At 67.1% G+C, this 25,887-nt stretch carries 21 protein-coding genes; 8 read left to right on the top strand and 13 right to left on the bottom strand.

The annotated features are described in order from the left end of the window. Positions 1–74: 74 nt before the first annotated feature. From ACIPXZ_RS12955 to ACIPXZ_RS12945, 3 genes are all read right to left on the bottom strand, one after another. On the bottom strand, positions 75–731 hold the full coding sequence (locus ACIPXZ_RS12955) for a GntR family transcriptional regulator (protein WP_400594866.1): 657 nt from the start codon (positions 729–731) through the stop codon (positions 75–77). 137 nt (positions 732–868) lie between these two features. Beyond that, positions 869–2,038: a serine hydrolase domain-containing protein gene (locus ACIPXZ_RS12950; RefSeq protein ID WP_400594863.1), complete on the bottom strand. Its 1,170-nt coding sequence runs from the start codon at positions 2,036–2,038 to the stop codon at positions 869–871. Then, the gene (locus ACIPXZ_RS12945) at positions 2,035–3,663 is read right to left on the bottom strand and encodes an amidohydrolase (protein ID WP_400594860.1); all 1,629 of its coding nucleotides are present in this window, start codon (positions 3,661–3,663) and stop codon (positions 2,035–2,037) included. Before ACIPXZ_RS12945 ends, ACIPXZ_RS12950 begins: the two co-directional genes overlap by 4 nt. A 227-nt stretch (positions 3,664–3,890) precedes the next feature. Between ACIPXZ_RS12945 and ACIPXZ_RS12940 the strand changes: the two genes are divergently transcribed. After that, the gene (locus ACIPXZ_RS12940) at positions 3,891–4,565 is read left to right on the top strand and encodes a TetR/AcrR family transcriptional regulator C-terminal domain-containing protein (protein WP_400594857.1); all 675 of its coding nucleotides are present in this window, start codon (positions 3,891–3,893) and stop codon (positions 4,563–4,565) included. Here the strand turns inward: ACIPXZ_RS12940 and ACIPXZ_RS12935 are convergent. Further along, positions 4,523–5,116 (bottom strand): cysteine hydrolase family protein, encoded by a 594-nt coding sequence (locus ACIPXZ_RS12935; protein WP_400594854.1) that lies wholly within the window; start codon positions 5,114–5,116, stop codon positions 4,523–4,525. The two genes, ACIPXZ_RS12940 and ACIPXZ_RS12935, sit on opposite strands and share 43 nt — an antisense overlap. A 126-nt stretch (positions 5,117–5,242) precedes the next feature. Between ACIPXZ_RS12935 and ACIPXZ_RS12930 the strand changes: the two genes are divergently transcribed. Together ACIPXZ_RS12930 and ACIPXZ_RS12925 are read left to right on the top strand one after the other, a co-directional pair. Next, positions 5,243–6,202, top strand: coding sequence for a GlxA family transcriptional regulator (locus ACIPXZ_RS12930; protein WP_400594851.1), 960 nt, complete (start codon positions 5,243–5,245; stop codon positions 6,200–6,202). 98 nt (positions 6,203–6,300) lie between these two features. After that, entirely contained in the window at positions 6,301–7,758 is a 1,458-nt protein-coding gene (locus ACIPXZ_RS12925) for an amino acid permease (protein ID WP_400594848.1), read from the top strand. 83 nt (positions 7,759–7,841) lie between these two features. On the opposite strand, the gene ACIPXZ_RS12920 is transcribed toward ACIPXZ_RS12925, so the two are convergent. The 5 genes from ACIPXZ_RS12920 to ACIPXZ_RS12900 are packed head-to-tail and all read right to left on the bottom strand — an operon-like array spanning position 7,842 to position 12,979. Further along, entirely contained in the window at positions 7,842–8,681 is an 840-nt protein-coding gene (locus ACIPXZ_RS12920; RefSeq protein ID WP_400594845.1) for an ABC transporter ATP-binding protein, read from the bottom strand. Then, complete coding sequence (locus ACIPXZ_RS12915) at positions 8,678–9,535, bottom strand: ABC transporter ATP-binding protein (protein ID WP_400594842.1); 858 nt, start codon at positions 9,533–9,535, stop codon at positions 8,678–8,680. The genes ACIPXZ_RS12920 and ACIPXZ_RS12915 overlap by 4 nt, the downstream gene beginning before the upstream one ends. Then, positions 9,532–10,410: an ABC transporter permease gene (locus tag ACIPXZ_RS12910; RefSeq protein ID WP_400594839.1), complete on the bottom strand. Its 879-nt coding sequence runs from the start codon at positions 10,408–10,410 to the stop codon at positions 9,532–9,534. The genes ACIPXZ_RS12915 and ACIPXZ_RS12910 overlap by 4 nt, the downstream gene beginning before the upstream one ends. Then, positions 10,407–11,357 (bottom strand): ABC transporter permease, encoded by a 951-nt coding sequence (locus ACIPXZ_RS12905; protein ID WP_400594836.1) that lies wholly within the window; start codon positions 11,355–11,357, stop codon positions 10,407–10,409. Before ACIPXZ_RS12905 ends, ACIPXZ_RS12910 begins: the two co-directional genes overlap by 4 nt. After that, positions 11,354–12,979 (bottom strand): ABC transporter substrate-binding protein, encoded by a 1,626-nt coding sequence (locus tag ACIPXZ_RS12900; protein ID WP_400594834.1) that lies wholly within the window; start codon positions 12,977–12,979, stop codon positions 11,354–11,356. The genes ACIPXZ_RS12905 and ACIPXZ_RS12900 overlap by 4 nt, the downstream gene beginning before the upstream one ends. A gap of 199 nt (positions 12,980–13,178) precedes the next feature. Here ACIPXZ_RS12900 and ACIPXZ_RS12895 point away from each other — a divergent pair, with 199 nt between their 5' ends. Both ACIPXZ_RS12895 and ACIPXZ_RS12890 read left to right on the top strand, forming a co-directional pair. Next, positions 13,179–13,898 carry a FadR/GntR family transcriptional regulator gene (locus ACIPXZ_RS12895; protein ID WP_400594831.1) on the top strand — a complete coding sequence of 240 codons (720 nt, stop codon included), beginning with the start codon at positions 13,179–13,181 and terminating at the stop codon, positions 13,896–13,898. 45 nt (positions 13,899–13,943) lie between these two features. Beyond that, positions 13,944–15,140, top strand: coding sequence for an amidohydrolase family protein (locus ACIPXZ_RS12890; RefSeq protein WP_400594829.1), 1,197 nt, complete (start codon positions 13,944–13,946; stop codon positions 15,138–15,140). An 80-nt stretch (positions 15,141–15,220) separates the two neighbouring features. On the opposite strand, the gene ACIPXZ_RS12885 is transcribed toward ACIPXZ_RS12890, so the two are convergent. Then, positions 15,221–16,300, bottom strand: a complete 1,080-nt coding sequence (locus ACIPXZ_RS12885) for an amidohydrolase family protein (RefSeq protein WP_400594826.1) — start codon at positions 16,298–16,300, stop codon at positions 15,221–15,223. Between the two features lie 293 nt (positions 16,301–16,593). Between ACIPXZ_RS12885 and ACIPXZ_RS12880 the strand changes: the two genes are divergently transcribed. From ACIPXZ_RS12880 to ACIPXZ_RS12870, 3 genes are all read left to right on the top strand, one after another. Then, the gene (locus ACIPXZ_RS12880; protein WP_400594823.1) at positions 16,594–17,985 is read left to right on the top strand and encodes an APC family permease; all 1,392 of its coding nucleotides are present in this window, start codon (positions 16,594–16,596) and stop codon (positions 17,983–17,985) included. A 127-nt stretch (positions 17,986–18,112) separates the two neighbouring features. Next, on the top strand, positions 18,113–20,218 hold the full coding sequence (locus ACIPXZ_RS12875) for a penicillin acylase family protein (RefSeq protein WP_400594821.1): 2,106 nt from the start codon (positions 18,113–18,115) through the stop codon (positions 20,216–20,218). After that, positions 20,218–20,832: a GNAT family N-acetyltransferase gene (locus ACIPXZ_RS12870; protein ID WP_400594818.1), complete on the top strand. Its 615-nt coding sequence runs from the start codon at positions 20,218–20,220 to the stop codon at positions 20,830–20,832. Before ACIPXZ_RS12875 ends, ACIPXZ_RS12870 begins: the two co-directional genes overlap by 1 nt. On the opposite strand, the gene ACIPXZ_RS12865 is transcribed toward ACIPXZ_RS12870, so the two are convergent. The 3 genes from ACIPXZ_RS12865 to fdhD form a co-directional block, all read right to left on the bottom strand. Next, complete coding sequence (locus tag ACIPXZ_RS12865) at positions 20,829–23,270, bottom strand: FdhF/YdeP family oxidoreductase (RefSeq protein WP_400594816.1); 2,442 nt, start codon at positions 23,268–23,270, stop codon at positions 20,829–20,831. The genes ACIPXZ_RS12870 and ACIPXZ_RS12865 overlap by 4 nt on opposite strands. Before the next feature lie 51 nt (positions 23,271–23,321). Then, positions 23,322–24,827 (bottom strand): OFA family MFS transporter, encoded by a 1,506-nt coding sequence (locus ACIPXZ_RS12860; protein ID WP_400594814.1) that lies wholly within the window; start codon positions 24,825–24,827, stop codon positions 23,322–23,324. A 128-nt stretch (positions 24,828–24,955) separates the two neighbouring features. Further along, entirely contained in the window at positions 24,956–25,837 is an 882-nt protein-coding gene (fdhD, locus tag ACIPXZ_RS12855) for a formate dehydrogenase accessory sulfurtransferase FdhD (protein WP_400594812.1), read from the bottom strand. Between the last annotated feature and the right edge of the window lie 50 nt (positions 25,838–25,887).

Genomic DNA, 25,887 nt, shown 5'->3' with positions numbered 1-25,887 from the left:
CGGGCATGCCGAAAACGGCGGACCCGCCACACTCGACAAGTGTGGCGGGTCCGCCGCGAAGGAACGATGCCGGGTCAGGAATGGACGTCCGCGGACGCCTGCTTCGCGATCGCCTGAGTGCGGCTCGTGACCATGTGCTGCCGGATCAGGATCTCGACACGGGACACATCGCGGTCGGCGATCGCCTCGTAGAGGGCCGCATGCTCCTCCGCCACACGGATGAGATCGTCATGCTGACCCATCAGCCAGCGGATCCTGCTGCTGAGAATGCCCTGCAGTTCGTTCAGCAGCTCATTGCCGGCCAGAGACGTGACGATTTCATGGAAGTCCGCGCCGCACCGGCGGGCCTGGACGGCGTCGCCCTCCTCGGCCGCCCGGAACTCGCCGTCGAGAGCGTCCTTCAGGCGCTTGAGGCCCTCGCGATTGTGCCGCTGTGCGGCGAGCGTGAAGGTGAGGCTCTCAAAAGCGGCCTGGACCTCATTCAGGTCCACCACGTCCGAGGCGGAGAACTCCCGGACAACGGCCCAGGTGCGGGGGCGCGGCGTGACCAGCCCCTCGGACACGAGGGTACGCAGGGCCTCTCTCACGGGCAGGCGACTGACCCCCAGCTCACTGGCGAGGTCCCGCTCCACGAGCTTGCTGCCCGGAAGGCGCACACCGTCGAGGATTTCATCACGAATCTGGCGGGTGACCCGGAGCGACTCCGGTTCGAAAATCTCCGAATTGGACATTTTCCTATTATCACATCACATCGCGTGAAATTTGGAATACCAAATGGGCGCGTCGCTGGCCGGATCCCCCGCCCGCCCAGCGCCTCAAGTATTCGGCACCAGGTACTCAACACCCCAGGTACTCGGCACCCGTGCGCTCAATCTCCGAGGTGCGCGCCGATCGTCTCGAACATGGCCGCCGCCGCGGGGCCCCGCTGAGGATCCACGGGAAGTGCGATGCTGGAGAACTTCACCCCGACCACCCCGCTGCTGCGGTCGATATAGATCATCTGTCCGTGGATGCCCAGGCAGTACGCCACGTCGCGGCGTCCGGACAGGAACCAGAACTGGCTGCGGTACTTCCCTCCGGGAGTGTGCCGCGCCTCCGGACCCGCTGCGAAGGCCGCGTCCGAGTCGGCACCTCCGGAGAAGATGTCCTCCACCCACGCTTCGGAGAGCACCCGCTCCCCCGTCAGCGAGAGCCCGCCGTCGCGGATCATGGCCCCGAAACGCGCCAGGTCCCGCGTGGTGGCACAGATTCCGCCGTCGAACATCCCCATCCCTTCGGAATCCACCGTGATGAAGGCATCCTCACTCGCGCCGAGTGGGGACCAGAGGACCTCGGAGGCCAGCTCGGCGAACGGACGCCCACTCACTGTTTCGCAGAGCCATCCGAGCACGTCCGTCTCACAGCTGCGGTACTGGAAGTATCCGCCGTGCTCGCGGTCGCTCCGCAGAGATGCGAGGAACGCCTTGAGGGATGCCGGACGCCCAGGCGACGCCGGAGCCCAGCCGACCGCGGCGTCGAGGCCACGGACTTCCGAGGCAGGGTCCAGGTACTCCTCCGAGAAGTGGATCCCGCTGCGCATGTCCAGCACCTGCCGCACGGTCGCCTCCCCGTAACCGGCACCCGCGAGTTCCGGGATGTAGTCCTCGATACGTCGGGAGACGTCCAGCCGCCCTTGCATGACCAGGGCGCCGACCACGGAGGAGACGAGTGATTTGCTCACCGACATGAGCAGGTGCCGGGTGTCCGCCGTCATCCCACCGCGATACTCCTCGGCGACGATACGGCTGCCCTGCAGGACGAGCCACGCGTCGGTGGAGGTGTCATCGAGAATGGCCGACACGGTCGATGCGCCTCCTCCTGCCAGCGCGACCGGAAGATCCGTGAGCACCGCCGGCGCCGCGTCCAGCTCAGCTGTTCGTCCTCCAGCCCTGAAAGGAGTCACCGGGAAAAGGTCGTCCATGTGCTGGAACGCCCAGTGGAGATTCCTCGGTTCCTGCCAGTTCGCGAGGTTCAGCCCCTCCGGCCGTGCCGTGGTCATGCCGCATCGAATGCGGTTCGCCCGGCCACGACCGTGCGGATGACACGGGCCTCCAGCAAGGACTGCTCACCCGAGGTGAACGGGTCGACGTCGACGACGGCGAAGTCCGCCGCGTAGCCGGACGCAAGCCGGCCGTGCGTCTCGCCGTCGCCGACGGATGCGGCCGCGTCGCGGGTGGCGTGGATGATCGCGTTGGCCAGCGGCAGCGAAAGTTCGGGCTGAACCGCGCCGTAGGACGGGTCGAGAGCGGATTTTCGGGTGGTCGCGACATACATGTTCGGCAGGGCGGCATAGGGCGCGGTGGGTGCGTCCGTGGAGAACGCCAGGAGCGCTCCCGCCTCCTCGTACTCCGGCCAGGCGAAGCCCCGCTCCACCCGCTCGTCGCCGAGCATCGCGTCCCAATTGGCGCGCACTGCCGCATCGGTGTGCACGGGCTGCATCGACGCCGTGACCCCGAGCCCGGCCAGGCGTCGAGCCGTCCCCGGCGCCGCATACTCCAAGTGCTCCACTCGATGCCGGCGCGGGATCTCCCCGTTGACCCGCATGGCGTGCTCGATGGCATCGAGCGCGATGTCACTCGCGGCGTCACCGATCGCATGCAGGGCGGCCTGCAGCCCTGCGGCATCCGCCGCCGCAAGGGCCGGCTTCAGCCGTTCCAGCGGCCAGATGGCATCCGCATTGCTCGCATCGGAATAAGGCTTGCGCATGGCTGCGGTGCAGGCGTCGATGACACCGTCGATGATGAATTTGACGCCGACGACGCGCAAGGTGGGGTGCGTCAGCCGCGCGGCCAGTTCCTGCGCCCGGGCGATCTGGGCGAGGTTGGCGTCGTCGTCACCCGTGTTGTCGATGAACCAGTGGGCCGCGACGCGGATCGGCAAGGCACCGCCGTGACGTTCGAAGGCACGTTCCAGAGTGGCCAGCGACACCTCGTCCAGCGCCATGTCGACCGCGGCGGTGACGCCGGTGGACAGATAGGCCTCGAAGGTCCGCTCGATGGCGTCGTCCCGTTCCGCGTCGCTGGTGACCTCGGCGAGGTGGGTCCACACGAAATGCTGGGCGGCCGTCTCGTACAGCATGCCGGTCGCCTCACCGTCCGCGTCGCGCTCGATGCGGCCGCCGATGGGATCGGGGGTCTCCCGCGTGATGCCGAGTTCGGCGAGCGCCGCGCCGTTCACCCAGCAGGAGTGGTAGTCGTTGGCGTCCAGGTAGACGGGAACATCGCCGACGACGGCGTCGATCATGGCCGCCGTCGGTTCACCACCCGGCACCGAGTCGAAGAGCCAGCCGCGGCCGAGTACGCGCGGGGCTTCCGGCGCGGCCCGGCGTGCCGAGTTCAGGCGGGACTGGATCTCCTCCAGACTGCGCGCGTCGGTGAGTTCCACCTTGCCCAGCGCCTCGCCCGTCATGAGGAGGTGGGTGTGGGCATCGACGAAGCCTGGGAGCACGAGACGGCCCTGAAGATCCACCCTCACCGCGTCCGCTCCGGCAGCCTGTCCGGCGGCTTCTTCATCTCCCGCATAGTGGATGGTTCCGCCGTCGACGACGAGCGCCTGAGCCCAGTCCTGACCCGGCGCGGCGTCGGCGGTGAAAATACGGGCGTTGTGATAGAGCGTGCGAGCCATGGCTCAGGCCTCCTGGACCTCGGAGCCGGCATCCGGAGGGGACGACGGCGACCTCAAAACGAATGGTGTTCGTTTATGAGTATGACGGAGATCACGCCGGCGGTAAAGCCGGATCTTCCCAGGACGGCTCCGTCGTTCGCGCGACCAGGACCCGGACATGCCACCGGCTACGCTGGTGCGCAGACGGCAGACCGCCGACTCCGCTCCTGTTCCGAGGGAAACACGCCATGGCCCGACCACGCACTCCCGTCCTCTCGACGGCCAGGATCGCCGACGCCGCCATGGAGCTCATCGACTCGGAGAAGCCGTTCGGGGTGAACGCCCTTGCCCGGGCCCTCGGCGTCCAGGCCTCTTCGCTCTACAACCATGTGGACGGTCGCCGGGCCATCATCGAGCTGGTCCGCGGGCGGCTCGTCGAGACATACCTGCCCGACACGGCGCACGAAGGCCGCACCTGGGACCGCGCACTGGAGGACGTGATCCGGGCCGAACGGCGGATGTACACCGAACATCCGCACATCGTCCCGCTCATCGCCACCGAGACCGTCACCGATCTGGCCGCCATCACCTCCTACGACAGGACGGCCGCGCTCCTCATCCGGGCGGGCTTCCCGGACGAGGACGTGCTCGTGATCATCCAGCTGCTCGACGCCTTCGCCCTGGGCTCGGGCCTGGACTACGCCGCCCCCGAGGAAGTCTGGGAGCCGAAGTCCCCCACCGAACACCTGGGCCGGCTTCTCGCCCTGGAGCCGAGCGGCGCCAAACGCAGCGAACAGGCGTTCGAGCTCGGCCTCGACATGCTGCTCTCCGCTCTGCGCACCCGGCTCGAGCGACGGCGGCGCGTACCCGGCGGCCCGGGTCAGCCGGCCAGCGCGTCCACGGAGGAGACCACCACGCCGTAGACGTCTCCGATGGTCGCGAGTGCCGCGCGGTGCAATTGCTCCGCCGTGACGTCCCCGGCCGCGGAGGGCAGCGAACGCGTGGCGCAGGCCTGAGCAACGACGGTGGGGGCACTGCCGTGCAGCAGGGCCCCTTCGGCGGTGAAGGTGACGCACATGTGAGTCATGAACCCGGCGATCACCACCTCACGCCGTCCCGTTCCGTCGAGGAGCTCGCCAAGACGGGTCCCGACGAAAGAGTTCGGCGCGGTCTTCACGACCACCTCCTCGCCCGGTTCCGGCGCGAGGGAAGGATGAATGGCGCCATTGTCCTGTTCCAGGTCATAGAGACTCCCGGCCCCGCCGTCGTGCACCACGTGGAAGACCGGGGCACCTGCCGCGCGAGCGGCCTCCAGCAGACGGCTCGCTTCCTCAAGCGCCGGCTCCCAGCCGTCGAGTTCCATGGGGCCGCTCGTATAGGTGTTCTGATAGTCGACCAGCACGAGGCTGGCCGTGGCGAGCGAAGCGGGGTTCTGCGTCTCCTGGCCGAGTTCGCGCAGCGTTTTACTGGTCATCCGGAGTTCTCCTTGTCCGATGGGGCTGGTTGATAAGTACCATGGTTTCTGATCCGATCCATGATGAACAGCCGATATCGGGTCACGCAACGCCGGAAGTGGCCGGGACTAAGGAGCACGGAGACCATGAACGTTCCACGGGTGACCGTCCTGGCTTTCGAGGGGATCAACCCGTTCCACCTCTCCGTCCCCTCCCTGGTCTGGGGTTCCGAAGTCCCCCGTGGCGACATGGAGCCCTGGGATCTCACGGTGGTGGCCGAGCGCCCCGGCCCGGTGCGCACCAGCGCCGGCTACTCCCTGGCCGTGGATCGCGGCCTGGACAGCCTGCCCGGCTCTGATCTGGTCGTGGTCCCCTGGTGGTCGGACCCCTGCGCCCCCGCTCCGGACGGCGTCGCCCAGGCGCTGCGGGAAGCCCATGACAACGGCGCCATCGTCGTGGGACTGTGCCTTGGCGCCTTCGTCGTCGCGGACAGCGGCCTCCTGAACGGTCACGAGGCCACCACTCATTGGAAATGGGCGGAGACCTTCCGTCGGCGCTTCCCCTCGGTGCATCTGCGTCCGGAAAAGCTCTACGTGGACGAGGGACGGCTCGTGACAGGGGCTGGAGCCACCGCCGGCATCGACACCTGTCTGCACTTGCTCGCACGCCTGAAAGGACAGGCCTTGGCGAATCAAGTGGCCAGGCGCATCGTGGCGGCTCCGCACCGCAGCGGGGGCCAGGCGCAGTTCATCGAGGCTCCCATGCCGTCGCCCGGCCCGGATCCCCTCACCGGAGCCATGACCTGGGCCCTGGACCATCTGGACGAACGCTTGAGCATCGATGCCCTGGCCGAGCGTGCGCATCTGAGCCGGAGCAGCTTCACCCGGGCGTTCCGGGACAGGACCGGAAGCAGTCTGCATCGCTGGCTCGTCGCCCAACGGGTGTCGTCCGCGAGGCATCTGCTGGAGAGCACGGGGCTGGAGATCGAGACGATCGCCCGGAAGACCGGCTTCGGAAGCTCGGCCAGGATGCGGGAGCATTTCGCACGCCTCCTGGGCACCACCCCCAGCCGGTACCGCGAGGGCTTCGCAGGGCACCGGCACTGAGCCGGCACTCGGCCACCGGGTGCCGCACCGTTTGGGGCATCGCCCTTCCATGTGACAAAGTTCTGCCATAATCCCCCTTCCTCCCCGGAATGCGAGCCATGAATCAGTCATATCAACAGTCACGCCATGACTCCGCACGCCCGTCGTCGCCGGCCACCGCCGGAGCACCGGCCGGCAGCGAGCTTCAGCGCCGCCTTTCCACACGGCACATCCGCTTCATCGCCCTCGGCTCGGCCATCGGCACGGGACTCTTCTACGGCTCCTCGGAGACCATCCGGGCGGCCGGTCCGGCCGTACTCGTCGCGTACATCGTGGCCGGCGCCATGGTCTTCATCGTGATGCGCGCCCTGGGCGAGATGGCCGTCCGGCATCCGGTCGCGGGTTCCTTCGCACAGTACGCGGATCGCTACATCTCCCCCTTGGCAGGCTTCCTGACCGGCTGGGTCTTCGCCTTCGAGATGCTCATGGTGGCCATCGCCGACATGGTGGCTGCCGGCAAATACATGGGCCTCTGGTTCCCCAACACCCCGGGCTGGGTGTGGATGCTGGCCGGGATGCTCATCATCTGCGCCCTGAATCTGCTGAAGGTGAGCGTGTTCGGCGAACTGGAGTTCTGGTTCTCACTGATCAAGGTGGTGACGATCATCGCGATGATCGTGGGAGGCATCGGTCTGATCGTGTTCGGCGTCTCCACAGGCGGGGTCCAGCCCGGTCTGAACCACCTGGTGGACCACGGAGGCTTCGCCCCGTTCGGCGTCTGGGGAATCGTGATGAGCCTGGGCATCGTGGTCTTCAGTTTCGGTGGCGTGGAGACCCTCGGCATGACGGCGGGAGAGACCGGAGATCCGGGCAAAGCCATTCCCAAGGCCGTCAACTCGGTGCCGTTCCGGATCCTGATCTTCTACATCCTGTCCCTGGGTGTCATGTTCTGCCTCTTCCCCTGGAACCAGATCGGTTCCCAGGGCAGCCCGTTCGTACAGGTCTTCACCGGCCTGCACATCCCCGCAGCCGAGCACATCATCAACGGCGTGGTGCTGACCGCGGCGCTCTCGGCCATGAACGCCATCTCCTACACACTGGTCCGCACGCTGTACGGCCTCGCCCAGCAGGGGCAGGCGCCCCGGAGCTTCTTGCGGCTGAGCCGGACGGGCGTCCCCTACCTCCCGGTCTCGGTGGTCCTCTCGGGCCTCGTACTGGGCCTGCTCGCGTTCCTCCTGATCCCGGACACGCTCTTCCTCCTGGTCGCATCCATCGCGTCCTTCGCCACGGTGTTCACCTGGGTCATGATCCTGGTGTCGCACTACCGGATGCGCCGCGAGCTGCGGGATGCCCCGGCACGTGGCTCCGCCTACCGGATGCCTGCCTGGCCCTGGCTGAGCTGGATCGCGCTGGTCTTCATGGCCTTCGTCGTGGTGGTCCTGCTCTCCTCGTCGACAGGGCAGGTGGCAGTCGCCGTCGGCCTGGGTCTGACGGCCGTGCTCACGGCGATCTATCTCCTGGCCATCCGCCCCCGGCACCCGGAACGGATCGAACTCGCCGTGGCCGAAGACGCCTGAGGCACCCACACGACGGGACGACGGCGGCCGGCACCTCCGAGGTGCCGGCCGCCGTCGTCCTCAAGACCCCGTGGGGCGGTCTTTCAGAGGGAAGCCGCCAGGCGCTCCCTCCGGCGGGGCGTCCACCCCTCCCTCGGCACAGCGGCCAGCAATGTCCGCGTGTATTCCTCCTGCGGGGAGCGCAAGACGTCCTCGGTGCGTCCGCGTTCCACCACCCGGCCCTGTTCCATCACGATCACCCGGTCCGCGATCTGATTGACCACGGCCAGATCGTGCGTGATGAAGAGATAGCTGATGGTCCGCTGCTCGCGGATGTCGGCCAGCAGGTTCAGGATCTGCGCCTGAATGGAGACGTCCAGGGCCGCCACCGCCTCATCGAGGATCAGCAGGGCGGGGTCCGAAGCAAGGGCCCGGGCGATGGCCACCCTCTGCCGCTGCCCACCCGAAAGCTCGTGCGGCAGCCGCTGTGCGAAACCGTCGCCCAGACCCACGTCGCTCAGCAGCCCGTCCACGTGCCGCCTCCGCTCCTCCGGCGACAGCCCCGGGTGGTGGATGGCCACCGAAGTGCCGATGACGTCCTCCACATTCTGGCGCGGATTCAGGGAGGAATACGGATCCTGGAACACGTACTGTGCTTCGGAAGCCCAGCGGACACGTTCCCGTCTTCCGCGGGGTGCCCTGAGACGGGCCGAACCGGCCACCCTGAGAGCGCCCACAGTGGGCGATTCCAGCCCCACGACGCACTTGGCCACCGTGGACTTCCCCGAGCCGGACTCCCCCACGACCGCCAGACACTCCCCTTCGAGGACCTCCAGACTGACGGAGTCCACTGCCACCACCGGTTCTCCTCCGCGCACGGGCGAGGGGTAGACCTTGCGTAGGTCTGCGACCTCGAGGACCACCTTGTTCTCCACGACGCTCATGCCTCATGCCTCGCTTTCAATTCCTCGTGCCGCTCACGGGTGTAGCTCAGCACGGGAAGCCGTTTGCTCCGGTGTTCCACACTGGGCCGGGCACCCAGGAGTTCGCGAGTGTAGGGGTGGCGCGGGGCGGTGTAGACGTGCCCTCCCTGCTCCACGATCTCTCCGGCGTACATGACGGCCAGCCGCTCGCAGCAGGCGGCGGCCAACTCCAGGTCGTGCGTGATGAACAGGAGCGAGAGGCCGCGCTGCACCCGCTGTTCCTCGATGATCGCCATCACATCGGATTGCGCGGTGATATCCAGTGCGGTGGTCGGCTCGTCCGCCAAGAGGAGTTCGGGCTCCGCCAGCAGGACCGAGGCGATCATGACGCGTTGCAGCAGGCCGCCGGAAAGCTGATGCGGGAATTGCCGCAGCCGGGTCCCCGCATTGCGGACCCCGACGTCGGCCAGCAGGGCCTCGGCACGTTCCTCCGCTTCGGCACGGCCCACCGCCCGGGTGGTGCGGAGCGCTTCGGTGAGAAAATCCCCCACCGTGTGGACAGGGTTGATGTGGGCCCGGGGGTCCTGGAAGATCATGCCCACGCGGTGCCCGCGGAAGTCCCGGAGGGCCGCCCGGTCCATGCTGAGGACGTCATGGCCCTCGAAGGCGATGGCGCCCTGCACCCGGAAGTGTGCCGGGAGCAGCCGCATGACCGCTCGGGTGGTGAGGGACTTGCCGGAGCCGGACTCCCCCACCAGGGCGACGGCCTCGCCCCGGCCGATGTCCAGATCCACCCCGGCCAGGAGCCTCTTGCTCCCGGCCCGGGTCGGGGCGTCCACGGTGAGGTCCCGGATGCTCAGGAGTGGTTCGGTCATCGTGTGCTCCTTGCCGAGGCGTTGAGACGGTCACCGATGACGGTGACGCAGAGGACGATCAGGACGATCAGGGTGCCCGCCGTGGCGGCCTCGGTGAAGAAGCCTCTCAGCACGCTGTCGAAGCCACTCTTGACCATGAGGCCGAGGTCAGCCGTAGGCGGCTGGACACCCAGCCCCAGGAAGGAGACCGCTGCCAGGTCGATCACGGCGAAGCCGAGGCTGGACACCGACTGGGCGATGATGAGCGAGCGCAGATTCGGCAGCAGTTGCCGCAGCATGATCGAAGAACCGCGCTGACCCTGGAGCCAGGCGGCGGAGACGTACGGCAGGCTCCGTTCACGCAGCGCCGCCCCGCGGACGACGCGGGCCACATACGGAATGTAGGCGATCACGAGGCCCCCGATCACCGTGCTGAAGCTGGGCCCGAAGATGGCCACCGCGATCAAGGCGAAGACGATCCCGGGAACCGCGAACAGGATGTCCAGGATCCAGGAGAGGACCATGTCGACCGTCCCCCCGAACCACGCCGCGACCAGCGCGATCGCGGCGCCCACCACGGTGGATACCAGAATCACGAGACCCGGGCCTGCGAGGGTGAGCCGGGCTCCCCAGAGGAGCCGCGAGAGGATGTCCCGTCCCAGCGCATCCGTTCCGAGCAGATGCGCTCCGCCCGGGTCGGCCAGGACGTTCAGCAGGTCCGGCTCGTCCGGGTCGAACGGCGCGATGAGCGGCGCCAGGACGGCCAACAGGACCAGTACGGTGAGAGCCGCCGCGGCCGCCAGACCCAGTGGACCGAGCCGCTCCGTGAGGGAGACGCCGCGGACACGGGCTGAAAGGATGGTGGGATGTGCCGTGCGAAGCGTTGCCTGGCTCATGGTTTCCTCCCCATGGAGATCCGGGGGTCGATGAAGGTGTAGAGGATGTCCACCACGGCGTTGATGACGACGAAGCCGAGGACCAGGACCAGGACCACCGCCTGAACGACGGCGAAGTCCCTCTGCAGGATGGCCTTGACCAGCAGGGAACCCAGCCCGTCGATGGCGAAGACGTTCTCCACCACCACCGAACCGGCCACCAGGGATGCGACGGTGAGGCCGAGGACGGTGGTCACCGGGACCATGGCGTTGCGCAGGATGTGGCGGCCGATGATCGTCCGCCGTGGCAGTGCGCGGGCGACGGCCGTCTGCACGTGTTCCCGGGCCCCTTCCTCCTCCACCGCGGCCCGCGTGATGCGGACCAGGTAGGCCGTACTCCCGAAGCTCAGGGCCAGTGCGGGAAGCGCCAGGTGCCGCAAGGTGTCCCAGCCGCCGTCGCCACTGCCGAAGACCGGGAACCAGTTCAGCGCGACGGCGAAGAGGCTGATGAGCGCCACGCCGATGACGAACACGGGGGTGGAGAGGGCCGCTGAGGCGAGGGCCGAGATGGTCCCACCGATCCTGCCGGGCTTCAGTGCGGCGAAGGTGCCCCACCCGATCCCGGCCACGGTGATGATGAGCGCGGACAGCAGAACCAGCGCCACGGTGGTCCCCACCCGACCGCTGATCATGCCGGAGACGTCCTGCCGGTACACGATCGACTGGCCGAAGTCACCGTGCAGGACATCTCCCAGCCAGGCGAGATAGCGGACCGGGAACGGATCATCCAGGTGATATTTCGCCGTCACCGCAGCGATCTGTTCCGGGGTGCCGCCGCGCGGGCCGAGGATGAAGGAGAGCGGTGTGCCCGGGGCAAGGTAGAGAAGCCCGAACACCAGGAAGGAAGTCACCAGCAGGACCAGGAGCAGCCCGGCGAGTTTCTTCAGGGCGTAACGCAGTGTGCTCATTTCTTCCCCTTCCCGCCGATGTTCACGGCCCAGGGGTAATAGAGGTAACTCATGGATGCCGTGGCACCGGTGATGCGTTGTCCCTGGACCAGGATTGTGGGCAGCGAGACCATCGGAATCCAGGCCGCATCCCGGGTCACACGGTCCTGGATGGCGATGACCTTCCGGGCACGGGCTGCGGGATCCAAGGTGGCAGTGGCGTCCTGGACCGCATCGGAGACCGCGCCGTAGCCGGAGAAGTTGCTCCGGCCGCCGTTGACGAACATCATGTAGGCCTCCAGCGGTTCCGGTGCATTGCCGTACCAGGTGGTGAAGAAGCCGTCCAGCCCCTCGCGTGCCTTGGGATCGCTGTACAGGTTCCCGTACTGCTCCACCGGGATGACCTTGGTACGGATGTCCAGGCCGAGCTTGCGGCCCGCCGCTTGGATGATGTTGGCGGTCTGTTCATGAACGGCGGAGCTGCCCTGGATGCCGATGGTGATGGGGCCGGTATGCCCGGCTTCGGTCAGCAGCTTCCTGGCCAGTGCCACGTCGCTGTCCGGCGAGAACTTCGCGGCGGCATCCGCGAAGGCCTGCTTCTCATAACCCCAGTAGTCCGGGGTGGCTTGGATGGCGGTGGGCAAGGCCGCGCCCTGCAGGACCACGCTGGCGATGGCGCTGCGTTCCACCAGGGCGCTGAGTGCCTGTCGGATCCGCGCATCTCCGAAGGGGCCTTTGCCGTTTGCCGAGACCAGGGAGAAGAACACCAGGGACTTCCCGTAGTTCACCGTGAGCGCATCATCCTTCTGGAGTTGGATGAGTCCGGAAGGCGGCAGGAAGAAGAACTGCCCGTCCACCTCCCCACTGCGCAGGGCGTTGACGGCCGTGGACTCGTCCGCGATGAAGCTGAAGGCGAGGTTCTTCACATGCAGCGGGACGCTCTTGTCCCAGTAGGAGTCGTTCCGGGAGAGCAGGAGTTCGCGGCCCGGCTGCCACGAGGAGAACCGGTAAGGCCCGGTGCACATGAGGCCGCCCTGAGGCGTGCCGAGCTTCTCTCCCGCAGCCTGGGTGAACTTCTCCTGCAAGATGGCGCCGGCCGCGGTGGCCATGGCGTTCCTGAAGAGTGCGTCCGGGGCCGTGAAGCGAACCGTCACTTCATGGGGGCCGCTCACCTCGATGCTCTTGACGTGCGTGTAGTACTCGGCGAAGTAGGAGCCGTTCTCCGGCTTCAGCTGCCGGTTCAGGCTGTAAGAGACGTCCTGGGCCGTCATGGGACTGCCGTCCCAGAACGTCACGTCGCCCCGCAGGGTGTAGACCTGGGTGAGCGGGTCCGGCTGAGTGACCTTGGTGGCCAGGCCGGGTTTGACGCTCATGTCCGGTTCAAGACGCAGGAGGGATTCGCACATATTGGCGATCGCCGTGTTCTCCGCGTAGTTGAACGACTTCATCGGGTCGATCGAGAGTGGTTCGTAGGGCAGGTTCCAGTTCAGCCGATCCAGCGGCAGGCTGCCGGGCTCGGTGGTGGAGACCAGCTCGCTCTGTTTCACGGCCAGGCCGTATCTGTCGGCGCCGGGCAAAGAGCACCCGGCCAGGGTGAGAGCCGTCAGTGCCAGGGCACCGACGACGCGAAAGCGCCGCTTCATGGGGGGTCCTTCGTCAGGGATGGGGCGACCGAGGGACCGTCTGGTGGACGGGGTGGGTTCCCGGTCGGGACCGGCGGTCCGGCGATGGTATCGGCGGGGCCGGAGGGAGAGAATGGGCGGAGTCACCCGTGAATTTCTGAATGGCGTTCACATTCATCAGATCATAGGATTATCACAGTTCGAATGTGAGGTAAATAACATGAAGCAGGTTCAACGGGTTTCCCTGGTGGACGCCGTCGTCGAGCAACTCAAGCAATCCATCTCCTCCGGCGAGTGGCCGGTGGGTACGCGGATCCCTACGGAACCGCAGCTCGTGGAGCTGCTGGGAGTGAGCCGCTCCTCCGTGCGCGAGGCGGTTCGCTCCTTGGTGCAGCTGGGCCTCCTGGAGGCCCGTCAGGGCGACGGCACCTACGTGATCGCCGACGACGAGATGACCGCCACCCTGCAACGCGGCGTCGATGCAGCGGAAGAGTCAGAGGTGGTCACCGTCCGCAGAGCCTTGGACATCCTGGCGGCGCGGGAGGCCGCACTGCGACGGAGCGAGGACGACATCCTCGGCCTGGAACGAACGCTTCTCCGGCGCACCGAGGCCCTGAACCGGAACGAGCTCGAAGATTTCGTCCAGGCCGATCTGGAGTTTCACCTGGGAATCACGCGCGCGGCGCACAATCGTCTGCTTCTGGGGATCTACCAGAGCTTCGAGGGCTCGCTGCGCGTCTCCATCAGCCGATCCAACGCCCGGGAGATCCTGGAGGACCCGCATTCCCGGGTGCACCTGGAGCTCTTCGAAGCCATCCGCGCCCAGGACCCTGCGCGCGCCATGGACGCCGCTCGCGGGGTCCTGGATGACCATCAGTCCCGCCAGGACCGCAGCCGCACCAGCCCGCCGGAGCCGGCGACCCCGACCCCGCATCGCTGAGAATCACCCTGGCCAGAGTCGTCATTTTGGAATACCATTTCAATCATGACCACCACCATTCTCCGCAATGTCCGCCCTTGGGGCGGAGCGGCCGTCGATCTGGAGATCGACGGCGAGCTCATCGCCGCCCTGAAGCCGTACGACGACACAAGAGTCGCACCCGAAGGCCATGAGGTGGTCGACGGGCAAGGGCTTCTGGCGCTGCCCGGATTCATCAACGCCCACGCCCACGTCGACAAGAGCTGGTGGCACCGGGAGTGGGTGCCCTACGGCGGGGAGCGGACCACACAGGGCCGAATCGAGCACGAGCGCGCAGAAAGACACAAGTACGGTATCCCGAGCGTCCAGGGTGCACGGACGGTCCTGGAGGAGTTCCTGCGGCATGGAACCACTGCCGCCCGAAGCCACGTGGATGTGGACCTGGGCGTCGGCCTGGATGGCATCTCGATGGTCCGCGAAGCATCGGCGGCTCTCGGCGACTCCGTCGAGCTGACCCTTGTCGCCTTCCCCCAGGACGGTGTGATCAGACGGCCCGGGGTCCTCAAGCTGCTGGACCGCGCCGCCGCCGAGGGCGCGGACCTCATCGGAGGCCTCGATCCCGCCGGAATCGACATGGACCCCGTGGCCCAGCTGGACGGGCTCTTCAGCATCGCGGTGGACCGCAGCGTCGGCATCGATATCCACCTCCACGACGGCCAGAACCTCGGCGCCTTCCAGTACGACCTCATCATTCAACGCACTCTGGACGCCGGGCTCCAGGGCAAGGTCAACATCTCGCACGGTTTCGCGCTCGGCGACGCCCAGGGCAGCCGTCAGACGGATCTGCTGGACGGTCTCCAGGAAGCCGGCATCTCGTGGACCACCGTGGCCCCTCCTCGCACCAGCCCACTCCCCTGGCAGGAGATGCTGCGCCGCGGGATCGGCCTGGGCCTGGGCACGGATGGCATCCGAGACCTGTGGAATCCCTTTGGAGACGGGGATATTCTGCGGGTGGCTCTGGACTTCGCGAAGCTGCACGGCCTCCGCACCGATGAGGAGCTCCACGATGCCGTCGAGCTCGCCACCACTCGAGCGGCTGCGTTCGTCGGCCGGGAAGTCCATGGCCTCGCCCCCGGTGCCCGCGCCGATGTGGTGCTTCTGGATGCTGAGAACGTCCAGGACGCGTTGACACGCGTGCCACGGCGCGAACTGGTGCTCGCCGCAGGGCGCGTGATGACCCGGCAGGGAGCACTCGTCGGCTGATCCGGCTCAGCCCGCTCCGACGACGACGGCGCCGCTCACCCTGAGTGAGCGGCGCCGTCGTCGTCCGTGGGCCGGGCGGACTAGAGCTGGACGGTGCGCCCGTCCCGCACCACACGCAGCGGTTCGGGGCGGTTGACCACCAACTCCGGACCGGATGCGGCGGCGAACTCGACCCGGTGCTGATTTCCGCCAGTGAAGCCGAGGACGTCCCGGGCCCCCACCAGTTCGGCACCGCCGGTGGTGGCAAGCCGCAGGCAGCGCTCCAGCTCGGCATCGGTGAGGGCCCCCGTGCGGTAGCCGAGCAAGTGCATACGGTCCACCATGCTGCCGGTGCCGAACGGCGACCAGGAGTCCCGCACGCCATCCGAACCGAGGGCCACCCGCACCCCGTGGCGTTCCAGCAGATCCAGCACGGGCACCGGATCGGCTCCGAGGGCGCAGGTGGCCATCCACATGCCCGCTTCCGCCATGACGTCCAGTGTCCGGGGCAGATCCGGCTCGGCGGTGTCGCAGAGGGCGAAAGCATGGCCGATGGTCACCCGCCCCTGCATCCCCTCGGACACGGTCCGCCGGGCGATCTCGCGCAGCTGCGCCAGCGCACCGGCGCCCATGTCGTGGAGATGGATGTCCAGATCACGGCCGTGCCTACGGGCCAGCCCGAAAACCGCGTCCAGATGCGCGTGCAGATCGCCGTCCAGGGACTGCGGGTCGATGCCGCCCACCAGGTCCGCCCCTTCGCCCAGCGAAGCTTCCATGAGTTCGAGCGTGCCAGGATTGCTCAGCAGGCCGAACTGAGGGAAGGCCACGATCTGAACCTGGAGATACGGGGCAAGCCGTTCAGCGGCGGCACGCACGCCGTGGACGTTCTTCAGCCCGATCTGCGTTCCCACATCCACATGGGCCCGCATCGCCATCGTGCCGCTCTTCACGGCGTTGCGCATCAAGGCATAGGCCCGCTCTTCGACACTGTCGGTATAGGCGAGCTGAGCCTGGAGATCATTTGAGATGAGATCCCGGAGCTCAGGAGCCGGGCGGCGCGAGAGCCAGCCGGAACCCCAGGTGGTCTTGTCGGGATGAATGTGGCCGTCCACGAAGCCGGGAGTGTGGAGGACACCTCCCTCCCGGGGAACCGCGACGGACCGTGCCGCTTCGTTGCTCATCGAGCTCCTTCCTAAGGGATCGAGGGAACCGCCGGCTCACCACAGCGCGAAACCGGATCCTCCTGAACGGTATACCAATTCAGGCTCTTCGTGAAGCACTTGCCTTGCACGCCCTTCCGAAGGTAGGCAAACGCGCTCGAAGGACCGTCCTCACGCCACCCTCATGATCGAACACTCCGCCAAATCTCTCCGGTATGGAATACCAAATCTGGACAAGCGATGTGATTCGCCTTACTCTTATGAACGGCATTCATTTATGTGAGACAGATCTCACCCGCCTCGCAGGAGCATTCATGACCATCCCCGGCACCAGAACCGATCCGTCCGGCAGCGCCCAGCCGCCGACCACACTCAAGCGGGTGCTCGGGCTGCCCTCACTCATTGCCTTCGGCCTGACCTCCATGGGGATCCTCTCCGTGGTCTCGGTCTACGGATCCGGCACAGAGATCAGCGACGGGCACCTCCCCGCCGCCTACCTCACCGCCGTCATCGCCATGCTGTTCACCGCCCACAGCTACGGCCGGATGGCACGCTTCGTCCCCGTGACCGGCGGGGCATACGCCTACACCACTCGGGCTTTCGGCGCCCCGACGGGCTTCCTGGTGGGCTGGGCCATGCTCCTGGACTACCTCTTCCTGCCGATGGTGAACTTCCTGATCTTCGGCCTGTACTTCAACAGCCTCTTCCCAGCGGTTCCACCGCAGCTGGCAGTGCTCGCCTGCCTCCTGGTGGTCGGGATCTTCAGCGTGATCGGCGTCGGCTGGGTCAAGCGGATGAATTTCGTCGTGGTCATCGCGTCGGTGCTGGTCATCGCGGCCTTCCTCGTCCTGGCCGTGCTCAACGCCCCGAGCGTGACACTCTCGGGGATCATCCAGCCGCTCACGCTCGGCAGTGGAGGCATCGCACCGGTCATGGCAGCCGCCGCGATCGTCGCATTCGCCTTCCTCGGCTTCGACGGCGTCTCCACCCTGTCCGAGGAGGCCCGCAACCCCCAGCGTGACGTGCCTCGCGGAATCGTCCTCTCCACCCTCATCGCAGGCCTCGGATACACCCTCTTCTCCGTGGCCGGCAGCCTGATCGTGCCGGACTGGAAGAGCCTGCAGAACCTGGATGCAGCGGGGACCGAGCTGATGCAGCGCGCCGGCGGCGACGTCCTCATGGTCGTGTTCGTCCTGGTCAACCTGACGGGGCTGGTCCTGTGCGGCACCGTGGCACAGATGAGCGTCAGCCGCGTGGTCTTCGCCATGGGCCGCGACGGCATTCTGCCGTCCGCCTTCGCACGGCTGCATCCTCGCTTCCGGACACCGTGGATCGCGGCCGCCGTGGTCTCGGCAGTGTCGCTGGTGGCACTTTTCATCACCCTGGATCAGGCCGTGTACATGATCAACTTCGGCGCCCTCATCGCCTTCGCCATGGTCAACCTGGCCACCATCAAGGTGCTCTTCTTCGAGCAGCGTCGCCGTGGCCCACTCGGAGTGCTGCGGCATCTGATCCTGCCGCTCATCGGCTTCGCCTTCATCGCCTGGCTCTGGACATCGCTGGCCTGGTTCACCTACCTGCTGGGCGGCAGCTGGCTCGCAGTCGGCGTCGTGATCTACTTCCTGCGTCGTAAGAAGTCGCCCGGTTCCCTCGCTCTCGATTTCGAGGAGCAGGACGTTCCGGAAGGCGCCACGGCGGGTGTCTGAGCCCATGATCCGAGGCGGCGGCTTCGGCATCCCGGGTGGCGGCCGTCTCACGTTTTGGCAAGACGGGCACCGACAGGCTAACTTTCTCTTACTAAAGTAAGCCTTACCTAATACAGGAGTGCCCGTCGTGAGACGCTCACCGTTCCCGGACGACGCAGCGGTGTTCCGCGACAGCTGGGGGATCCCTCACCTGAGAGCCGGCTCGGCCCATGATCTGGCGTTCCTGCAGGGCTGGAACGCCGCACTGGACCGTTCCTGGCAGATCGAGACCGACCGGTGGCATGCCGAAGGCCGGATGTCCGAAAACCTCGGGGCCGATCATCTCCCCTGGGATCGCTTCGCCCGCCAGTCCCGGCTCGACGACACCGCACGACGCTGTTTCGACGCCCTCGACGACGAGACCCGCTCCTGGTGCGCACGGTACGTCGACGGGGTCAACACAGCCCTGCACCAGGGGCGGCGCTCCGGGCCCGGCTTCGAAGCGACCCGGAGCAGCCCGTCACCGTGGCACGAATGGACGCCGCTCGCCGTCTTCCTGGTCAATCACGTCCTCTTCTCCACCTTCCCTCACAAACTGTTCCGGGCCCATGCCGAGGCGACTCTGGGGGTGGAACTCACGGGGCTCCTGAGCATGGAGGCCCCGGTGCTCTCCGGCAGCAACGCCTGGGCGGTTCACGGCTCGCGCACCGCGGACGGCGCACCGTTGATCGCAGGCGATCCACACCGTCTGCTGGAGGCCCCCGGCGTCTACCAGCAGATCCGGCTCTCCTGCCCCGAATTCGACGTGGTGGGGCTGGCATTCCCCGGGGTACCGGGCCTCCCCCACTTCGGCCACGCCGGTTCGGTGGCATGGGGCATCACGAACGCCATGGCGGACTACCAGGATCTCTACCGGGAGGAACTGTGCCGGGCCACGGACGGCCGGTGGCTCGCGCGTGGGCCACACGGCCTGGACGAGGTCCGGCACCATACGGAGCGGATCCTGATCCGAGGGGAGGCCGCCCAGGACGTGGAGATCCTCGAAACACTCCGCGGCCCGGTCATCTCCCGCACCACCGGATCCACCCCGGACGCACCGGAGACGGCTCTCAGCCTGCGCGTCCCGGCCCGCGTCGAAGAACGTCTCGGCTTCGAGAGCCTGCTGCCGCTCCTGCGCAGCCGTACCGCACAGGACGTCAGGGACGCCCTCGGGCCCTGGGTGGAGCCGGTGAACAGTGTGCTGGCCGCCGACACCGGTGGGACGGTGCTTCACTTCCTGGCCGGCCGGGTACCGGAGCGGAACCCGGCGAACCGTCGCGTCCCGGCGCCCGCCTGGTCGGCCGGACACGAATGGACCGGGGGCAGCGTTCCCCTCCCATGCCGCACGGTCCACGATCTCGCGGTGAGCGCCAACGACCGCGCGGCGGCGGCCGGGGCCGACATCGCCTTCGAGTTCGCGGCGCCACACCGGGCACGCCGGATCCGGGAACTCCTGGAAACCACCTGGGCCGACGCTCCCCTGGGCGTCCCCGAGATGGAACGCATCCAGCACGATGTCCGCCTCGGTTCGCTGCCCGGCTACCGAACCGCCCTCGAACAGCTCGGCCCCACAGGACTGACGGACACGGCACGCACCCTCCGCCGTCGTCTCCTGGACTGGGACGGCGAGATGACTGCCGACAGCCTGGACGCGGCCGCGTTCGCCGTGTTCCGTGACGCTCTGGCCCGCCTGCTGGCCGATGGGCCGGTCTTCGCCCCGCTAGGCCGAGCCACAGGTCATTCCCCGTTGTTCGGGCCGTGGCTTTCGGCGGCGGCCCGGATCGGACTCGCACTGGAGACCCTGCTGACGGCCGAGATCCCAGGGCTGGACATCGCGGCCGCGCTGCGCGCCGCACTGGAACAGGCGAGCCACGACGACGACGAACGGGGCTGGGGCGATCTGCACCGCCTGCACGCCCTCCACCGGAGGCCCTCCCCGGAAGCCTCATCGTCCAGTGCGACCCGGCTGGCGGGCGATGGCTCCTGCGTCCTCGCCACGGATGCCACCCCGGGAGTCACCCACGCCTGCGTCCGCGGGCCCGCAGCCCGGTACGTCTGGGATCTCGGCGCACGCGACAACAGCCGCTGGGTGGTCCCGTTCGGCTCGGCAGGAAACCCGGAAGACCCCCATTTCGCGGATCAACAGCCCTTGTGGTCCGCCGGCGAACTCATCCCGGTCGTCACCGACTGGGCGCTACTCACTCAGGAGAACTGATGCCCCACCACGCCGAACGTCTCATCCCCGTGCACGCGCGACGGAGGACGCTGCACCGTACCGGATTTCCGCCCGAGAGCACCATCCGGATCATCCCGCTGGTCCCCGACGAAGACGTGGATCTCATCCACGGCTGGGTCACGGAGGACCGGGCCCGGTTCTGGGGCATGACCGACTACAGCAGGGAACAGGTCCTTGAGGTCTACCGTTTCCTGGACTCCCTGGAAACCCATCACGCCTTCCTGCTGACCCTCGATGACCGTGCGGTCGCGCTCTTCCAGAGCTATGACCCCTTCAACGATCCGGTCGGCGAGGCCTACGAGCCTCAGCCCGGTGACCTCGGGATCCACCTGTTCATGGCACCTGTGTTCACAGCACCTGGCGACCGGCCCGTTCCGGGGCTCACGCCGCGGCTGGTCCTCGCCTTCATCGATCATCTGTTCGGAACCACTGACGCGCGCCGGATCCTCGTGGAGCCGGACGTCCGCAACGCCAAGGCCCTCGCACGCCTGACCGGAAGCGGGTTCGATGCCGGGCCCGTCATCGAACTTCAGGACAAGACGGCGCAATTGTTCTTCCTGAGCCGTCAGAGCCACGAAGCGATGCGTTCCTAGCGCGAAACAGGCGTCGCGGCGTAAGGGGCCAGCGGCTCCTGCGTCTCGCTCAGCTCCAGCCGGACCACCACGGACTTCGACGCCGGGGTACCCGAACCGATGGCCTGCGAGTCGAGCGGCACCAGGACATTGGTCTCCGGGTAGTACGCGGCGGCCGAGCCCTTGACGGTGTCATACTCCACGACCCGGAACCGTGGTGCCCGCCGGTCGGCCCCGTCCTTCCAGACCGAGACCAGATCGACGAACTGGCCGTCCTGCAGGCCGAGTTCCAGGCAGTCCGCCCTGCTGACGAACACCACACGACGGCCGCCGTGGATACCGCGGTACCGGTCGTCCTCGCTGTACACCGTGGTGTTGTACTGATCGTGGGACCGGAGGGTCTGAAGAATCAGGCAACCGTCCGGGACCCGGATCCAGTCCAGCTCCGACGCGGTGAAGTGTGCTTTCGTGTCCTCGGTGGTGAACTCCCGTGAATCCTGAGGTCCGTGGGGCAACTTGAATCCGCCCGGTACCTCGATGCGCTCTTCGAAGTTCTCGAAACCCGGCACGACGCTCTCGATGTGCTCACGAATGGTCCGGTAGTCGTTCATGGCAGCGACCCAGTCGATCTGCGGGGTGCCCGGCTTAGGACGCCCCTCGGCATCGCAGAGCACCTTCTGTGCGAGACGGGACACGATGGCCACCTCGGACAGCAGCTCCTCCGACGGCGGCTCCAGGCGGCCCTGAGACGAATGGACCATGCTCATGGAGTCCTCGACCGTCACCCTCTGAGGGCCACCCGCCTGCAGATCCCGGTCGGTGCGCCCGAGAGTGGGCAGGATGAGAGCCTTCCGGCCCGTCAGGAAGTGGGAGTGGTTGAGTTTGGTGGAGATCTGCACCGTGAGTTCGCAGGACTCGAGCGCCGCCTCGGTGACCGCGCTGTCCGGTGCGGCCTTGACGAAGTTCCCGCCCATTCCCATGAAGAAGCGGATCCGCCCGTCGCGCATCCCACGGATCGAGTCGACGACGTCGTGGCCGTGCTCCCGAGGGCTCTGGAAGGCGAAACGCGCGTCAAGGGCGTCGTGGAACCGGGCCGGCATCCGTTCGAAGATTCCCATGGTCCGGTCGCCCTGGACATTCGAATGGCCACGGACCGGGAGCAGCCCCGCACCTGTCCGGCCGATGTTCCCCTGAGCCAGGATGACGTTCACTACTTCCTTGATCGTCACCACGGAGTGCCGATGCTGAGTCAGCCCCATGGCCCAGGACACCACCGTGCGGTCGGAGGAAAGCAGCAGTCTGCCGACCTCACGGATCCGCTGCTCCGGAATGCCCGTCGCCTCTTCGATGGCAGACCACGGCTCGTTCTCCACCACGGCGAGCCAGTCCTCGAAGCCCGTGGTGTGCTCCCCGATGAACCCATGGTCGAAAACGGTCTCCAGGCCTGGCGAGCTCTCGCCGTTCCGCTCGGCCTCCAGGAGGACCTTTCCGAAACCGCGGAAGAGCGCCTGGTCTCCTCCCAGGCGGATCTGGAGGTGATGATCCGCCATGGCCGTTCCGGAACCCAGGATGCCCCGCACCTTCTGAGGATTGCGGTAGCGGATGAGGCCCGCCTCCGGGAGAGGGTTCACGGCCACGATGGTGCCGCCTGATCGCTTGACCTTCTCGAGCGCGGAGAGCATCCGAGGGTGGTTGGTGCCCGGGTTCTGCCCGACGACGAACACGAGCGACGCCTGCTCCAGGTCTTCAAGGGAGACCGAGCCCTTACCGATGCCGATGGTGTCCGTCAGCGCCGTGCCCGAGGACTCGTGGCACATATTGGAACAATCCGGGAGATTGTTGGTACCGAAACCGCGGACGAACAACTGATACAGGAAGGCCGCTTCATTGCTGGTGCGGCCGGAGGTGTAGAACGTCGCCTGATCCGGGCTCTCCAGGCCGGCGAGCTGATCCGCGATGATCGAGAACGCTTCATCCCAGCTGACCGGAACGTAATGTTCCGAGCCCGCGTCTTTGAACAGGGGCTCCGTCAGACGCCCCTGTCCGCTCAGCCAGTGGTCGTCGTGGAGGGCCAGATCGGCCACCGTGTGCTGCTGGAACAGCTCCGGACGGACACGCCGACGTGTCGCCTCAGCCGCCACGGCCTTCGCACCGTTCTCACAGAACTCGAAGTGGCTCCGCTCCCCCGGAGCCGGATCCGCCCAGGCGCAACTCATGCAGTCGAAGCCGTCCGGCTGGTTGATCCCCAGCAAGGTCTGGGCCGTGCGCACCGGCCCCATCTGGACCAGTCCATGCTCCATTGCATGGGTGACGGCGGGGACGCCGACGGCCGTCTGCTCCCTGGGTTCCACGACGAGCGCTGCTTCGTCGATGTCCTCCGGGCGGTGGCGTTCCGAAGAACCTGGGAGAAGGGCGCTCGCAAGGGACCGCAAGTCCTGAAGTCTGTCCGGCATGGTCATGAGGCTACTCCTCGAACAGGGCCGCTTCCACGACCTCGGGTGTGGGCATCGTCAGGAGAAGAGCGCCAAGGCCTTGATCGTGACCTGGGTCAGTCCGTACCCGAGCGCGAGGATCACCACGCCGCTCAGCACCCAGGCGACCACCGTGTGCAGCCGTGCCGTGGCGGTGTCGAGGCCCGCCCCCGCCGTCGTCGTCCCGGAGCCGTCCCTGACCGGCAGCGGCAGTTCTCCGGCGGGCACGGCGAAGCGCTGGTCCACCGCTTTGATCAGCAGATTGGCCACGAAGCCGACGGCGAGGACGCCGACCATGATCAGCAGGGACGCCGTGTAGACCTCCGGCCCACTCGCCCCCTCCGCGGTGCGATGTTCGACGACCGAGTTCACGATGAGCGGCCCCGCGATCCCTGCGGCGGACCAGGCGGTGAGCAGACGACCGTGGATGGCTCCCACCTGATAGACCCCGAACAAGTCCCTCAGATACGCCGGCGCCGTGGCGAAGCCGCCGCCGTAGAACGACAGGATGACCATGGTGGCCAGCAGGAAGAGCGGCAAGCTGCCGCCCCCGAAGGCCGCGATGGCTCCGTACATCAGGAGCCCGATCCCCAGATAGACCATGTACATGTTCTTGCGTCCGATGTAGTCCGAAACGCTCGACCAGACGAAGCGTCCGGCCATGTTGGCGAGCGAGAGCAAGCCCACGAAGCCTGCCGCCGAGGCCACGTCGATCTGCGGGAAATAGTCACGGATCATGGGGGAGGCATTCTCGAGGATCCCGATCCCCGCGGTGACATTGCAGAACAGTACGGCCCAGAGCAGCCAGAACTGCGGAGTCTTGAGCGCATTGGCTGCGGAGACCCCCGCCGGGGCCGCTGGAATCGTGCGGCGCGGGCCTCCGGTGGCGCCGTGTGACGGGGTCCAGCTGGGATGCGGCAGCCGGATCACGAAGGCGCCCATGGCGATCACGACGGCGTAGATCACCGCGAGCGTCAGGAACGTCGGTGCCAGCCCGCGGACGAGGCTCGCGGGATCGGAGCCGCCGCCGAAAGTGCTCAGCAATGAAGCGGACACCGGGCTCGCGATCAGCGCACCACCGCCGAAGCCCATGATGGCCAGACCCGTCGCGAGCCCCGGCCGGTCCGGGAACCACTTCATCAGGGTCGACACCGGCGAGATGTATCCCAGGCCCAGCCCGATGCCGCCGATCACCCCGTATCCGAGATACAGGAGCCAGAGCTGACCGGTTGCGATACCGAGGGTCGCAACGCAGAAACCGGAAACCCAGAAGGCGCCGGCGACCACCATGGCCTTACGGGGCCCGGCCTTCTCCACCCAGGTTCCGCCGACCGCCGCGGACAGGCCGAGCACCACGATCGCCAGGGAGAAGACCCAGCCGACGGCCAGCTCCCCCGCCCCGAAACGCTGCATGAACGGCGCCTTGAAGACGCTCAGGGCATACACCTGGCCGATGCACAGATGGATCGCCAGCGCACCGGCAGGCATGAGCCAGCGGTTGAAGGTGGGCGGCGCAATGGTCGCTTCACGGCTGAGCACGCTCATATTGAACTCCTGTTCGTTGGAGTCTTCACCCCATGGAAAGCCCCCTCGAGCAGGATTGCGGCGGCTCACGCCACCGATTCGGCTTCAATCCCTCGTGACATACATAACATTCAAAAAGTAAATCGTTGTCAATGCCCCTGGCTCGCCGGGACGGCTTCCGGGAGCACCTCTGACTGCGGCACGTCCACACGGTGGGCTGCCGAATAGATGTTCATGGAGCTCCCGCGCAAGAAGCCGATGAGCGTCAGTCCAGTGGACTCGGCCAACTCGACGGCCAGGGATGAAGGCGCGGAGACGGCCGCCAGGATGGGGATACCGGCCATCACGGCCTTCTGCACGAGTTCGAAGCTCGCACGTCCGGAGACCTGGAGGACGGTTCCCCGCAACGGCAGGCCCCGGTGCCGGGCGGCCCAGCCGACCACCTTGTCCACGGCGTTGTGCCGCCCCACGTCCTCCCGGACCACGAGCAGTTCGCCCGTGGCGGCATCGAACAGCGCTGCGGCATGCAAGCCGCCGGTCTTCTCGAAGGCCGCCTGATGCTCGCGGAGCCGGTCCGGGAACGTGACCAGCAGCCCGGCGTCGAGCCGTGCCGGATCGGAAGCGACCTCGTGCCGGCTCACGGTGTGCACGGCCTCGATGCTCGCCTTCCCGCACAGTCCGCAGGAGCTGGTGGTGTAGAAGTTCCGTGCCGCATCCGGCGCGGGCGGTGGAACATGCGGGGCGAGGGCCACGTCGAGAATGTTGAAGGTGTTCTCGTTCCCTCCCGTGCCCGGTCCGCCGCAGTGGATCGCGGTGCGGACGTCCTCTCCCCCGGCGATGATCCCCTCGGAGATGAGGAAGCCGGTGGCGAGTTCCACATCGTGGCCGGGAGTCCGCATGGTCACCGCAAGCGGCGTGGACGACACCCGGATCTCCAGCGGCTCTTCGACGGCGAGCGTATCGATCCGCCGGCGTGGTTCCTCACCCAGCACGAGTTTCAGGACGGGACGGCGGCGCGTGATCTGACCCATGTCCACAGGCTACTGCCATCCGATACAACCGCAGCGTGATAGCTTCTTGG

It is taken from the genome of Arthrobacter sp. NPDC090010 (assembly GCF_044748305.1).
Taxonomy (GTDB): Bacteria; Actinomycetota; Actinomycetes; order Actinomycetales; family Micrococcaceae; genus Arthrobacter_E.
The sequence above is the reverse complement of the archived record's forward strand: the minus strand, read 5'-3'. Positions and strand labels throughout refer to the sequence as shown.

Bases quoted from the DNA above. Each gene is read 5' to 3' on its own strand.
- ACIPXZ_RS12905 (WP_400594836.1), bottom strand. From the start codon at position 11,357: ATGAGCACACTGCGTTACGCCCTGAAGAAACTCGCCGGGCTGCTCCTG.
- ACIPXZ_RS12860 (WP_400594814.1), bottom strand. From the start codon at position 24,827: ATGAGCGTGCTCAGCCGTGAAGCGACCATTGCGCCGCCCACCTTCAAC.
- ACIPXZ_RS12885 (WP_400594826.1), bottom strand. From the start codon at position 16,300: ATGAGCAACGAAGCGGCACGGTCCGTCGCGGTTCCCCGGGAGGGAGGT.
- ACIPXZ_RS12865 (WP_400594816.1), bottom strand. From the start codon at position 23,270: ATGACCATGCCGGACAGACTTCAGGACTTGCGGTCCCTTGCGAGCGCC.
- ACIPXZ_RS12870 (WP_400594818.1), top strand. From the start codon at position 20,218: ATGCCCCACCACGCCGAACGTCTCATCCCCGTGCACGCGCGACGGAGG.
- ACIPXZ_RS12900 (WP_400594834.1), bottom strand. From the start codon at position 12,979: ATGAAGCGGCGCTTTCGCGTCGTCGGTGCCCTGGCACTGACGGCTCTC.
- ACIPXZ_RS12925 (WP_400594848.1), top strand. From the start codon at position 6,301: ATGAATCAGTCATATCAACAGTCACGCCATGACTCCGCACGCCCGTCG.
- ACIPXZ_RS12895 (WP_400594831.1), top strand. From the start codon at position 13,179: ATGAAGCAGGTTCAACGGGTTTCCCTGGTGGACGCCGTCGTCGAGCAA.
- ACIPXZ_RS12935 (WP_400594854.1), bottom strand. From the start codon at position 5,116: ATGACCAGTAAAACGCTGCGCGAACTCGGCCAGGAGACGCAGAACCCC.
- ACIPXZ_RS12955 (WP_400594866.1), bottom strand. From the start codon at position 731: ATGTCCAATTCGGAGATTTTCGAACCGGAGTCGCTCCGGGTCACCCGC.
- ACIPXZ_RS12910 (WP_400594839.1), bottom strand. From the start codon at position 10,410: ATGAGCCAGGCAACGCTTCGCACGGCACATCCCACCATCCTTTCAGCC.
- ACIPXZ_RS12920 (WP_400594845.1), bottom strand. From the start codon at position 8,681: ATGAGCGTCGTGGAGAACAAGGTGGTCCTCGAGGTCGCAGACCTACGC.
- ACIPXZ_RS12950 (WP_400594863.1), bottom strand. From the start codon at position 2,038: ATGACCACGGCACGGCCGGAGGGGCTGAACCTCGCGAACTGGCAGGAA.
- ACIPXZ_RS12880 (WP_400594823.1), top strand. From the start codon at position 16,594: ATGACCATCCCCGGCACCAGAACCGATCCGTCCGGCAGCGCCCAGCCG.
- ACIPXZ_RS12890 (WP_400594829.1), top strand. From the start codon at position 13,944: ATGACCACCACCATTCTCCGCAATGTCCGCCCTTGGGGCGGAGCGGCC.
- fdhD (WP_400594812.1), bottom strand. From the start codon at position 25,837: ATGGGTCAGATCACGCGCCGCCGTCCCGTCCTGAAACTCGTGCTGGGT.
- ACIPXZ_RS12945 (WP_400594860.1), bottom strand. From the start codon at position 3,663: ATGGCTCGCACGCTCTATCACAACGCCCGTATTTTCACCGCCGACGCC.
- ACIPXZ_RS12940 (WP_400594857.1), top strand. From the start codon at position 3,891: ATGGCCCGACCACGCACTCCCGTCCTCTCGACGGCCAGGATCGCCGAC.
- ACIPXZ_RS12930 (WP_400594851.1), top strand. From the start codon at position 5,243: ATGAACGTTCCACGGGTGACCGTCCTGGCTTTCGAGGGGATCAACCCG.
- ACIPXZ_RS12915 (WP_400594842.1), bottom strand. From the start codon at position 9,535: ATGACCGAACCACTCCTGAGCATCCGGGACCTCACCGTGGACGCCCCG.